Origin of the sequence: Enterobacter sp. E1 (genome assembly GCF_016809815.1) — a bacterium.
In the GTDB taxonomy this organism is placed as follows: Bacteria; Pseudomonadota; Gammaproteobacteria; order Enterobacterales; family Enterobacteriaceae; genus Enterobacter; species Enterobacter adelaidei.
In genome coordinates, this window is sequence record NZ_JAFBJM010000004.1 from 436,470 (window position 1) to 449,036 (window position 12,567).

General features: G+C 53.9%; 10 protein-coding genes. 3 read left to right on the forward strand and 7 right to left on the reverse strand.

Annotation, left to right across the window (positions count from 1 at the left end; translation table 11 throughout):
• Nucleotides 1-54: 54 nt before the first annotated feature.
• Nucleotides 55-705, reverse strand: a complete 651-nt coding sequence (locus JGF26_RS13860; protein ID WP_128347524.1) for a tellurite resistance TerB family protein — start codon at nucleotides 703-705, stop codon at nucleotides 55-57.
• A 170-nt stretch (nucleotides 706-875) separates the two neighbouring features.
• Between JGF26_RS13860 and purT the strand changes: the two genes are divergently transcribed.
• Complete coding sequence (purT, locus tag JGF26_RS13865) at nucleotides 876-2,054, forward strand: formate-dependent phosphoribosylglycinamide formyltransferase (protein ID WP_134708056.1); 1,179 nt, start codon at nucleotides 876-878, stop codon at nucleotides 2,052-2,054.
• A 41-nt stretch (nucleotides 2,055-2,095) separates the two neighbouring features.
• Here the strand turns inward: purT and kdgA are convergent, their stop codons facing one another.
• The 3 genes from kdgA to zwf form a co-directional block, all read right to left on the reverse strand.
• A complete protein-coding gene (gene kdgA, locus JGF26_RS13870) occupies nucleotides 2,096-2,737 on the reverse strand; it encodes a bifunctional 4-hydroxy-2-oxoglutarate aldolase/2-dehydro-3-deoxy-phosphogluconate aldolase (RefSeq protein WP_108089680.1) in 642 nt (213 codons plus the stop codon).
• 39 nt (nucleotides 2,738-2,776) lie between these two features.
• A complete protein-coding gene (gene edd, locus JGF26_RS13875) occupies nucleotides 2,777-4,588 on the reverse strand; it encodes a phosphogluconate dehydratase (protein WP_028018639.1) in 1,812 nt (603 codons plus the stop codon).
• A 234-nt stretch (nucleotides 4,589-4,822) separates the two neighbouring features.
• Nucleotides 4,823-6,298, reverse strand: coding sequence for a glucose-6-phosphate dehydrogenase (gene zwf / locus JGF26_RS13880; RefSeq protein ID WP_028018638.1), 1,476 nt, complete (start codon nucleotides 6,296-6,298; stop codon nucleotides 4,823-4,825).
• A gap of 357 nt (nucleotides 6,299-6,655) precedes the next feature.
• On the opposite strand from zwf, the gene JGF26_RS13885 reads away from it, so the two are divergent.
• The gene (locus JGF26_RS13885; protein WP_028018637.1) at nucleotides 6,656-7,525 is read left to right on the forward strand and encodes a MurR/RpiR family transcriptional regulator; all 870 of its coding nucleotides are present in this window, start codon (nucleotides 6,656-6,658) and stop codon (nucleotides 7,523-7,525) included.
• A gap of 139 nt (nucleotides 7,526-7,664) precedes the next feature.
• Nucleotides 7,665-9,107, forward strand: a complete 1,443-nt coding sequence (pyk, locus tag JGF26_RS13890) for a pyruvate kinase (RefSeq protein WP_008500455.1) — start codon at nucleotides 7,665-7,667, stop codon at nucleotides 9,105-9,107.
• Nucleotides 9,108-9,152: 45 nt separating this feature from the next.
• On the opposite strand, the gene lpxM is transcribed toward pyk, so the two are convergent.
• The 3 genes from lpxM to znuA form a co-directional block, all read right to left on the reverse strand.
• Complete coding sequence (lpxM, locus tag JGF26_RS13895) at nucleotides 9,153-10,124, reverse strand: lauroyl-Kdo(2)-lipid IV(A) myristoyltransferase (RefSeq protein WP_028018636.1); 972 nt, start codon at nucleotides 10,122-10,124, stop codon at nucleotides 9,153-9,155.
• A gap of 120 nt (nucleotides 10,125-10,244) precedes the next feature.
• Nucleotides 10,245-11,564, reverse strand: a complete 1,320-nt coding sequence (mepM, locus tag JGF26_RS13900; RefSeq protein WP_028018635.1) for a murein DD-endopeptidase MepM — start codon at nucleotides 11,562-11,564, stop codon at nucleotides 10,245-10,247.
• A 15-nt stretch (nucleotides 11,565-11,579) separates the two neighbouring features.
• Nucleotides 11,580-12,524, reverse strand: coding sequence for a zinc ABC transporter substrate-binding protein ZnuA (gene znuA, locus JGF26_RS13905; protein ID WP_028018634.1), 945 nt, complete (start codon nucleotides 12,522-12,524; stop codon nucleotides 11,580-11,582).
• Nucleotides 12,525-12,567 lie beyond the last annotated feature (43 nt).

Below are 12,567 nucleotides of genomic sequence, written 5' to 3' on the forward strand. Positions count from 1 at the left end.
AAGGTTGGCAAAACCCACGCATGATGCAAGCGAAACAGTGTCGCAGCCGCGACGCTATCCCTGTAACGCTTTTTTTTGTTCCCGGATATCCTGCTCAATACCCTCGCGTACATCCTGCGGGATCTTCAACGCATCGCCGAGGGCATTGAGGTAGCTACGTTCCATAAAGTGGTCGATATCAATGGCGGCACAGCTGAGAAAATAGAGTTCAAGCGCCTCTTCCTCATTCTTCACACTCTGCGCAAGACGCTGTGGATCGAGCGGCTGTTCAATCGCCTGCGCCACCAGGGCTCTGCCCTTCTCTTCAACACCGGCTTCGCGAAGCTGCTGCTCAATCGCCGATCGTTCTTTATCGTCAATATGCCCGTCACTCTTCGCGGCAAAGACCAGCGCAAGGATCAATCGTTCGGTACGCAGATCCAGCGGCGAGGTGTGCTCGCTATAATGCGGTTCATCGCAGTGTGCAGCCCGTACCCTGTCCTTGTATTTATTCCACAGTACGGTGCCAGCGATGGCCCCGCCACCGGCCAGCAACGCGCCAGTACCATATTTTGCCAGCAGCTTACGTGAGGATTTATTCGCGACTAAAAGGCCTGCCAGCCCGCCAAGTGCGCCGGGAACCAATAGTTTACTGAGCCCCTGCTCGCCAGACGACGATGCTTTCTGTCCTAACAGCGATTGCAACTGATTTAACCAACCAGACATGGTTTCCCTCACTTAACGGTGAACATATTTCACAGCGTAAGCGAGCAGGCGTCAGGAAATGTCTGGATGGGCTAAAGATGCGCAAATTTCTTCCCCCTCCCTTAGCCCTGCACAAGACACACGCAAACGTTTTCGTTTATACTGCGCGCATCTTTTTCAGGGGGAATGTTATGACTCGTTTAGGCACTGCGCTGCGACCAGCAGCGACGCGTGTGATGCTGTTGGGATCGGGCGAACTGGGTAAAGAGGTCGCCATTGAATGTCAGCGTTTAGGTGTGGAAGTGATTGCCGTAGACCGTTACGCCGATGCTCCTGCCATGCACGTCGCCCATCGTTCTTATGTGATTAACATGCTGGATGGCGATGCCCTACGGGCACTGATTACGCAGGAGAAACCCGATTTCGTGGTCCCGGAAATTGAAGCCATCGCCACCGATACGCTGATCGCTCTTGAACAGGAAGGCCAGCGCGTGGTGCCCTGTGCCAAAGCGGCAAAACTGACCATGAACCGGGAAGGTATTCGTCGTCTGGCAGCGGAAGAGCTGGGGCTCCCCACGTCGAGCTATCGGTTTGCTGGCGATAAAACCGCATTCCTGCAGGCTGTCGAGGAGATTGGCTACCCGTGCATCATTAAACCCGTGATGAGTTCCTCCGGTAAAGGACAGAGCTTTATTCGCGACAGCAGCACGCTGGATAAGGCATGGGATTATGCCCAGCAGGGTGGTCGTGCCGGAGCGGGTCGCGTGATTGTCGAAGGTGTCGTGAAATTTGATTTCGAGATCACTCTGTTGACCGTCAGCGCCATTGATGGCGTCCATTTCTGTGACCCAATTGGCCACCGTCAGGAAGATGGCGATTACCGTGAATCCTGGCAGCCGCAGCAGATGAGTGCCCTGGCACTGGAACGTGCGCAGGCGATCGCCCGTAAAACTGTACTCGCGCTGGACGGCTATGGCCTGTTTGGCGTAGAGCTTTTCGTCTGCGGAGATGAGGTTATTTTCAGCGAAGTCTCACCTCGCCCGCATGACACCGGCATGGTGACGCTGATTTCGCAGGATCTCTCTGAGTTCGCCCTGCACGTACGCGCTTTCCTCGGATTGCCTGTTGGTGGCATCCGTCAGTACGGCCCGGCCGCTTCCGCAGTGATCCTGCCGCAATTAACCAGCCAGAATGTCACGTTTGATAACGTCGACGGCGCAGTAGGTGCAGGGTTACAGGTGCGTTTGTTCGGTAAACCGGAGATCGACGGCACGCGTCGTCTTGGCGTAGCATTAGCCACCGGGGATAACGTAGAAGACGCCGTGGCGAGAGCGAAAACAGCCTCCGCAGCAGTTAGCGTAAGAGGATAAAAAAACGGGCCGAATGGCCCGTTTTTCATGCTGCGAATAACTTACTGCTGCGCACCTTCAACCGCTTCACGAGCCAGTTTAGTAATGCGATCCCAGTCGCCCGCTTCCAGCGCATCCGCCGGAACCAGCCATGAACCACCGATGCACAGCACGCTTTTCAGTGCCAGGTAGTCACGGTAGTTAGCAGGAGAGATGCCACCCGTCGGGCAGAAACGAACCTGAGCGAATGGACCCGCAATCGCCTGCAGCGCTTTGGTGCCGCCGTTCGCTTCTGCCGGGAAGAATTTGAACTCTTTCAGACCGTAGTCCATACCCAGCATCAGTTCAGATACGGTGCTAATGCCAGGGATCAGCGGAATGGTGCCTTCGGTTGCCGCTTTCAGCAGAGACTCCGTCAGGCCCGGGCTGATAGCAAACTGTGCGCCCGCTTCAGTCACTTCCGCCAGTTGCTGTGCATTCAGAACGGTACCCGCACCGACGATGGCGTCCGGCACTTCTTTAGCGATTGCGCGAATGGCATCCATCGCGCAGGCGGTGCGCAGGGTGACTTCCAGAACACGAACGCCACCGGCAACCAGCGCTTTCGCCATCGGTACCGCATGCTCCAGTTTATTTACCACGATAACCGGCACGACAGGGCCAGTGGTCATGATTGCTTCTGCACTTGTTTTCCAGTTTTTCATCAGTGTCTTCTCTCGCCAGATCGTTAAAATCAAGTCGTCTTAAAACGTAATACAGGTTGCGCCCTGCTCAGCACCAGAGAGTTTCTCACGCAGCGCACCAAACATTTCGCGCCCTGTCCCCACGCGCGATGCGCTCAGGTCAGGAATATGTGGCTTACGTGCCGCCAGCTCTGCGTCATCCACCAGCAGGGTTAACTCACCTGTCTGACCGTTTACGCGGATCATGTCGCCGTCACGCACTTTCGCCAGCAAACCACCGTCGTAAGCTTCAGGTGTCACGTGGATGGCTGAAGGCACTTTACCGGATGCGCCAGAGAGGCGTCCATCCGTCACCAGAGCAATTTTGAAACGGCGGTCCAATAATACACCAAGTGGCGGCATAAGTTTATGTAATTCTGGCATCCCGTTGGCCTTTGGCCCCTGATGGCGAACGACCACCACGCAGTCTTTATCCAGAAGACCGGCGTCAAAGGCAGGTAATACGTCGTGCTGGCTTTCGAACACTACCGCCGGTGCTTCGATAATCTGATTCTCTTCCGGTACGGCAGACGTCTTCATCACCGCGCGTCCGAGGTTGCCGCTGAGCACTTTGGTACCGCCATGAGGAGAGAACGGTTTGTCGATGGTGGCGATAACCTGTGCATCAAGAGAGGCATTCGCCCCTTCGCGCCAGTCCAGCTCGCCGTTATTCAGCCACGGCTCCTGGGTGTAGCGTTGCAGACCAAAGCCCGCCACGGTATTTACATCTTCATGCAGCAGACCGCCTTTCAGCAGCTCGCGCATCAGCAGCGGCACACCACCTGCGGCCTGGAAGTGGTTAATGTCAGCCGGGCCGTTCGGGTACAGGCGCGCCATCAGCGGCACCACAGAAGAGATCTCGGAGAAATCATCCCAGTTAATCAGAATGCCCGCCGCACGCGCCATGGCCACCAGGTGCATGGTGTGATTGGTTGACCCCCCCGTTGCCAGTAACGCGACGATACCGTTAACGATGACTTTCTCGTCAACCATTTTGCCCATTGGCATCCATTCGTTGCCATTACCGGTCAAACGCGTCACCTGACGGGCAGCAGCTTCGGTCAGCGCCTGGCGCAGTGGTGCATCCGGCTGGATAAAGGACGAGCCCGGAAGCTGCATCCCCATGAACTCTACGACCATCTGGTTAGTGTTAGCCGTACCGTAGAAAGTACAGGTTCCCGGCGCATGGTAGGACGCGGCTTCTGCCTCCAGCAGCGCCTGACGGTCTGCTTTCCCTTCTGCGTACAGCTGACGGATACGCACTTTCTCTTTGTTTGGCAGGCCGCTTGCCATCGGGCCGGATGGCACGAAGATCGCAGGCAGATGACCAAACGACAGCGCAGCCATTACCAGGCCCGGGACAATCTTGTCGCACACGCCGAGATACAACGCGCCATCGAACATGTTGTGTGACAAGCCAACCGCTGCAGACATCGCAATCACTTCGCGGCTCAGCAGGGAAAGCTCCATTCCGTCCTGACCCTGCGTCACGCCGTCGCACATCGCCGGAACACCGCCCGCCACCTGGCCCACGGCATTCACGCTGTGCAGCGCTTTACGGATGATATTGGGATATACCTCATACGGCTGGTGCGCGGAAAGCATATCGTTATAGGAAGTAATGATGGCGATGTTGTTACGCAACATGCTTTTCAGCGAGGCTTTATCATCGGGTTGGCAGGCGGCGAAACCGTGTGCCAGGTTACCGCATGCCAGCTGAGAGCGGTGGACGGTGTTACTTTTAGCTTGTTCAATCCGGGCGAGGTAGGCCGAACGGGTCTCTTTCGAGCGTTCAATAATGCGCTGTGTTACGCGTAACAATGTCGGATTCATAAATGCTCCTCTAATTTATCTGTCCGTGCTCAGGAGTTTACAAAGTCGCTGGCAGTTGTTAACAACGCTGAAACGCTTGCTGTCCGGAGCTCAGGGGCAAAATCACTTCCGGCAGTGTAATAAAAAAAGCTCCGCGGGTGAATCCACACGGAGCTTAAAAGTTTAAAAATTATGCCACTAGCTGTGTTAGATCATGTTACCGGTAAAATAACACTTTCGAGCTAGAGGATGATCTTACTCAAACTCGTTCCAGGAGCGGCCATCGCGGGTGATCATCGCCACGGACGCGACTGGCCCCCAGGTGCCTGCCTGATACGGTTTAGGCGCATCCTGATCGGCTGCCCAGGCTTCGGTAATGGAGTCAACCCATTTCCAGGCCTCCTCCACTTCGTCGCGGCGCACAAACAGCGCCTGGATACCGCGCATGGTTTCCAGCAGCAGGCGCTCATACGCGTCTGCAAGATGCGTCTGGTTGAAGGTTTCGGAGTAACTCAGATCCAGTTTGGTGGTCTGCAGGTTGTGTTTATGGTCAAGACCCGGCACTTTGTTCAGGATCTGAATATCAACCCCTTCGTCCGGCTGCAGGCGAATGGTCAGTTTGTTCTGAGGCAGTTCCTGCCAGGACTCTTTGAACAGGTTCAGTTCCGGGTTTTTGAAGTAGACAACCACTTCGGAGCATTTGGCTGGCAGACGTTTACCGGTACGCAGATAGAACGGAACCCCCGCCCAGCGCCAGTCGTCGATATCCACGCGGATCGCCACAAACGTCTCGGTGTTGCTGGACTTGTTCGCGCCCTCTTCCTCCAGGTACCCAGGCACTTTTTTGCCTTGCGCAAACCCGGCGGTGTACTGACCACGAACGGTCTTCTCACGTACGTTAGAGCGGTCGATACGGCGCAGTGACTTCAGTACTTTCACTTTTGCGTCACGGATGCTGTCAGCCGTCAGGTCAGACGGTGGAGACATAGCAATCATGCACAGAATTTGCAGCAGGTGGTTCTGGATCATGTCGCGCATCTGACCGGCCTGGTCAAAGTAACCCCAGCGCCCTTCAATCCCCACCTCTTCCGCCACGGTGATTTCCACGTGGTCGATAGTGCGGTTGTCCCAGTTGTTCACAAACAGGGAGTTAGCAAAACGCAGCGCCAGCAGGTTCAGGACCGTCTCTTTACCAAGATAGTGGTCAATACGGTAAACCTGGCACTCTTCAAAGAACTCGCCTACCTGATCGTTAATTTCGCGGGAGGTTGCCAGCGACGTACCCAGCGGCTTCTCCATCACCACGCGCGCCGGCTTGGCGTTCAGTTTGGCTTCACCCAGACCTTTGCAGATGGCACCAAAGGTGCTTGGCGGCATGGCGAAATAGTTAATGGTGACACGATTTTTCTGATCCAGCATGTCGCCCAGGCGGGAAAACGCACTGATGTCGTTCACGTCCAGGTTGCAGAAATCAAGGCGTCCGCTCAGCGTATCCCACAAACTTTCATCGATTTTCTCTTTCATGAACGTTTCGAGCGCTTCACGAACGACTTTGGTATAAGCGTCCTTGTCCCATTCGGCGCGCCCTACACCCAGGATACGGGTATCTGGATGAAGTTGGCCTGCTTTTTCCAGTTGATACAGGGAAGGCAGCAATTTCCGGCGTGCAAGATCGCCTTTCGCGCCGAAAATGACCAGGTCACATGCCTGGGCTGTTTGCGTTACCGCCATGTCATTCTCCTCAGTTGGATCACCTGGTACTTCTGCCAGGTATCGTTGTAATTTTATTACAATGCACTGTACTGCTTTTACGTCATTCCCGAAACCATTAGCGCTTATCGCCACGTGCTTTACCGCGATTTTTCGCCATTCCGGTGCTTTCGGGGATGCAATGACGCAACAACCGTCGATTCTTTGCGCAACAAGGGCCCGGCAAAACCCGACGCCGATCAAGTAATGAAAAAAAACAACAACATTATCTTGTCGACTGTTACCCTTTATGGAAGCCACAGGGGTAATATCGGCTAAATCGAATCACGATTTCACCCATTTATGAAATCGTTTACACCCATGAGCGTCATGTTAACAATGAACATGCTGGAAAAAATCCAGTTTCAACTGGAACACCTTAGCAAATCCGAGCGAAAAGTGGCCGAAGTTATTCTCGCGTCTCCCGCTCAGGCGATTCATTCAAGCATCGCCGCTCTGGCGCAGGAAGCGAGTGTCAGCGAGCCAACGGTAAATCGCTTCTGCCGTAGCCTGGAAACGCGCGGCTTTCCTGATTTTAAACTGCATCTGGCACAAAGTCTGGCTAACGGCACACCTTATGTTAATCGTAATGTGGATGAAGACGACAGCGTTGATGCCTACACAGCGAAAATATTTGAGTCAGCCATGGCCACACTTGACCACGTCCGCCAGAGTCTGGATATGAGTTCGGTGAATCGAGCGGTGGATTTACTCACCCAGGCCAAGCGGATTGCATTCTTTGGTCTTGGCTCATCGGCAGCTGTGGCGCACGATGCCATGAACAAATTCTTCCGCTTCAACGTACCTGTTATTTATTCAGATGACATTGTGTTGCAACGCATGAGCTGTATGAATTGCAGTGAAGATGATGTCGTGGTACTGATTTCGCACACCGGACGCACCAAAAGCCAGGTGGAACTGGCCCAGCTGGCGCGTGAAAACGATGCCATGGTGATCGCTCTTACGACGGCGGGTACACCTCTGGCCCGTGAAGCGACGCTGGCTATTACCCTCGACGTACCGGAAGACACCGATATCTATATGCCGATGGTCTCCCGTCTGGCGCAGCTCACGGTGATTGACGTGCTGGCGACCGGTTTTACCTTACGAAGGGGCGCAAAATTCAGAGATAACTTGAAGCGTGTCAAGGAAGCGCTTAAGGAATCGCGTTTTGATAAAGAATTGCTTATAAAGAGCGATGTTCCCTGATAGTTGATAACAAGACGTAACGAATAATTACGATGTAACGATTTACGGCATTCGGTCCACTCTCTGCCGCCTTGCGGCAAATGAAGGCCGATTCAATGTTCACGCAACACCAAAGTTGTTTCAGTCAACGGAGTAATACATGTCCAGAAGGCTTCGCAGAACCAAGATCGTAACCACCTTAGGCCCGGCCACCGATCGCGATAATAATCTCGAAAAGATTATCGCCGCAGGTGCCAACGTGGTGCGTATGAACTTCTCTCACGGTACGCCAGAAGACCATAAATTACGTGCCGATAAAGTGCGTGAAATCGCAGCAAAACTGGGGCGCCATGTTGCCATCCTCGGCGATCTGCAAGGTCCTAAAATTCGTGTATCGACCTTTAAAGAGGGAAAAGTTTTCCTCAATATCGGCGACAAATTCCTGCTTGATGCCAATCTCGGCAAAGGTGAAGGCGATAAAGAGAAAGTCGGGATTGACTATAAAGGCCTGCCGGCTGACGTGGTACCTGGCGATATCCTGCTGCTCGACGACGGTCGCGTACAGCTGAAAGTGCTGGAAGTTCAGGGCATGAAAGTGTTCACCGAAGTCACCGTCGGCGGCCCGCTCTCCAACAACAAAGGTATTAACAAACTGGGCGGCGGCCTCTCTGCAGAAGCGCTTACCGATAAAGACAAAGCGGATATCGTTACCGCTGCGCTGATCGGCGTTGACTACCTGGCCGTCTCCTTCCCACGCTGCGGTGAAGACCTGAACTATGCGCGCCGACTGGCACGTGATGCTGGTTGCGATGCCAAAATCGTCGCTAAAGTTGAACGCGCGGAAGCCGTTTGCGATCAGGACGCCATGGACGACGTGATTCTCGCCTCTGACGTGGTGATGGTTGCCCGTGGCGACCTGGGTGTGGAAATCGGCGACCCTGAGCTGGTGGGTATCCAGAAAGCGCTGATTCGCCGCGCACGTCAGCTGAACCGCGCGGTGATCACCGCCACTCAGATGATGGAATCCATGATCACCAACCCAATGCCAACCCGTGCGGAAGTCATGGACGTGGCCAACGCCGTGCTGGACGGTACCGATGCGGTTATGCTTTCAGCGGAAACCGCAGCAGGCCAGTATCCTGCAGAAACCGTGGCCGCCATGGCGCGCGTTTGTCTGGGAGCTGAGAAGATCCCAAGCATTAACGTCTCTAAACACCGTCTGGACGTTCAGTTCGACAATGTGGAAGAAGCGATTGCGATGTCCGCCATGTACGCTGCCAACCACCTGAAGGGCGTTACCGCAATCATCACCATGACCGAATCTGGCCGTACCGCGCTGATGACCTCCCGTATCAGTTCCGGCTTACCTATCTTCGCCATGTCCCGTCACGAGCGTACGCTGAACCTGACGGCGCTGTATCGCGGTGTTACCCCTGTTCACTTCGATAGCACCAATGACGGCGTGGCTGCGGCACACGACGCCGTAAACCTTCTGCGTGACAAAGGCTATCTGGTATCCGGTGATATCGTCATCGTGACCCAGGGTGATGTGATGAGCACCATCGGCTCAACCAACACCACTCGCGTTATGACAGTCGAGTAAGTCAGTCTCTGTTAAAAAGCCCTCTCCTTTCAGAGAGGGCTTTTTTTATTTCGTTGGAAAAAGCTCTTTGCGTTTATACGGCTCTTTTTCGCCTGGCTTACGCGTTTTAAGCAGTTTCAGTATCCACGTGTACTGCTCCGCATGCGGTCCCACCAGTATTTCCACCTCTTCGTTCATTCGACGCGCAATGGTGTTATCGTCTGCAGTGAGCAGATCATCCATCGGCGGGCGAACTTCAATGCTCAGACGGTGGGTATTACCGTCGTAGACCGGGAAAAGCGGAATAACACGGGCACGGCACACCTTCATCAGACGGCCAATCGCAGGTAATGTCGCTTTGTAAGTCGCGAAGAAATCCACAAACTCACTGTGTTCCGGGCCGTGATCCTGATCCGGCAAATAGTAGCCCCAGTAGCCCTGACGTACGGACTGAATAAACGGCTTGATACCATCATTACGCGCATGAAGGCGACCACCAAAACGGCGACGTACCGTATTCCACACGTAATCAAAGATCTTGTTGCCCTGATTATGGAACATTGCCGCCATTTTTTGTCCCTGCGACGCCATCAGCATAGCTGGAATATCAACGCCCCAGCCGTGCGGAACGAGAAAAATGACCTTCTCGTTGTTGCGACGCATCTCATCAATGATTTCCAGACCTTTCCAGTCAACGCGATCCATGACTTTTTCCGGCCCTTTCAGCGCCAGTTCAGCCATCATCGCCATCGCCTGTGGCGCAGTGGTATACATGGCATCAATAATGGCCTCCCGCTCTGCGTCGCTCTTTTCCGGGAAACAGTAGTAAAGATTAATTTGCGCGCGGCGACGGGCACTTTTACCTAAGCGTCCGGCCAGGCGACCTATTTTGCCCAGCACAGGATCGCGTACAGAAGCTGGTAACATCGCAATACCCGCAAATGCATAAACGCCAAGCCAGGCCCCCCAGTTACGCGGGTGACGGAAAGATTTTTCAAACTCGGGAATGTATTCAATATTGTTTTTTTGGGTTTCCATGCTGGATCCAGGGTCTGATGACGCAAAATTTTATTCAGATAGTGTAGCGAGGCAGTCGCCCACGCACAAAAGAAAAAGCCGGCGCACACTGACACCGGCTTTTTAAACAACACAGAAGGCTTAGTCTAAGCTCAGCTGCGGCACCACCTCTTTCACCTGCGCCAGGTAATCAGAACGATCTTTACCTGTCAGGCCTTCGGTGCGCGGCAGTTTCGCCGTCAGCGGGTTCACGGCTTGCTGGTTGATCCATACTTCATAGTGCAGGTGCGGGCCGGTAGAACGTCCGGTATTGCCTGACAGCGCGATACGGTCACCACGTTTCACTTTCTGACCCGGTTTGACCAACAACTTGCGCAGGTGCATATAGCGAGTCGTGTAAGTACGACCATGACGCACCGCAACATAGTATCCAGCTGCTCCGCTGCGTTTGGCCATGACCACTTCACCATCACCCACAGCCAGTACCGGTGTACCCTGCGGCATAGCAAAATCAACGCCACGATGCGGTGCAACACGCCCGGTGACCGGGTTCAGACGGCGCGGATTGAAGTTAGAGGAAACGCGGAACTGTTTCGCCGTCGGGAAGCGCATGAAGCCTTTCGCAAGACCTGTACCGCTGCGGTCATAGAACTTGCCGTCTTCAGCACGAATCGCGTAGTAATCTTTGCCCTCTGAGCGCAAACGCACGCCCAGCAGCTGGCTCTGCTCGCGCTTACCCTCCAGCATTTCGCGGGACATCAGAACTGAAAACTCATCACCTTTCTTCAGCTTGCGGAAATCCATCTGCCACTGCATGGCTTTGATGACAGAACTGATTTCAGCGCTGGTCAACCCTGCATCTCGGGCACTGGAAACAAAGCTTGCGCCCACGGTCCCTTTCATAACGCTATTGACCCAGTCGCCCTTCTGCATTTCGCTGGTCATTTTGAAACCGTTTGCAGTGCGTTCGTAGGTGCGGGTTTCGCGGCGAGACATTTCCCAGGTCAGACTCTGCAGATCGCCATCTGCCGTTAATGTCCATGAGAGCTGTTGCCCTATTTTCAAATTACGGAGATCTTTATCTGCAGCCGCCAGCTGGCTGATATTGCCCATGTCGATGCCGTACTGGTTCAGTACGCTACTCAGCGTATCCCCGGTAGAAACAACGTATTCGTGGGTCCCTGCGTCGCTCTCGGTTTTATCGTCCAGTTCATCTTGTGGGATAGCTTCATCTTCCTGAGCCGCCTGATCGATAGGCTCACTGGCTTCAGGCAGCAAAGAACGGATTTCGCTCTTTTCGAGCTCGATGGTTTTGATGATAGGGGCAGAACTCGGGTGGTAAACATAGGGCCGCCAGACGGCGACCGCTAAAGTGAGAACTGTAAGCGACCCCAGCATAACGCGATGGGGTCGAGGCAGATTGTTAAATGCCAGGGCGACAGAGCGGGCTATCTGTTGCACGTATTCACTTCCTCGTTAATCTCCTTTCAGGCAGCTCGCATACTGGTTCGCCAGTTGGCTGAGAAACTGCGAATAGCTCGCTTTGCTCAACTGGATATTCGTTCCTAGCGGGTCAAGGGTCCCCATGCGCACGGATGTCCCCCTGGCCACGGCTTCTACGACCGCTGGCCTGAACTGTGGCTCAGCAAAAACGCATGTCGCTTTTTGCTCAACCAACTGTGTTCTGATTTCATGTAAACGCTGCGCACCAGGTTGAATTTCAGGGTTGACGGTAAAATGACCCAGCGGGGTCAGACCGTAGTGTTTTTCGTAATAGCCATAGGCGTCATGAAAAACGAAATACCCTTTTCCTTTCAACGGTGCGAGCTCAGTACCTACCTGCTTATCGGTTGCGGCTAATTGTGCCTCAAAATCCTTCAGGTTGGCGTCTAGTTTGGCTCGACTTTGCGGCATAAGTTCCACTAATTTGTCATGGATTGCAACCGCTGAAAGCCGCGCTATCTCTGGGGATAACCAAAGATGCATGTTGTACTCGCCGTGATGGTGATCTCCATCACCTTTTTCGCCGTCTGCAGCATGATGGTCATGTTCGTCGCCGTCGTCATCCGACCCTTTCATGAGCAACGGTTTCACGCCAGGGAGTTCGGCAATCGCGACCTGTTTTTCGTCAACAATCTGTTTCGCTGACTTCTGCATAAACGCTTCCATTTCCGGACCAATCCAGACGACTAAGTCCGCGTTTTGTAAGCGCTTTACATCTGACGGGCGCAGGGAATAGTCATGCTCGGATGCACCATCAGGGAGCAGAACCTGGGTTTCCGTTACCCCGTCTGCAATGGCAGATGCGATGAATCCAAGCGGTTTAAGCGAAGCGACAACCGCAGCGTTAACATCTTGTGCGGTTGTACCCCAAAGGGCAGCGGATAATGCTGCGAAAAGAAGCGTATTTTTATGTAACATAATGCGACTAATCATCGTAGTGAATGCGTGGAATGTGATATTA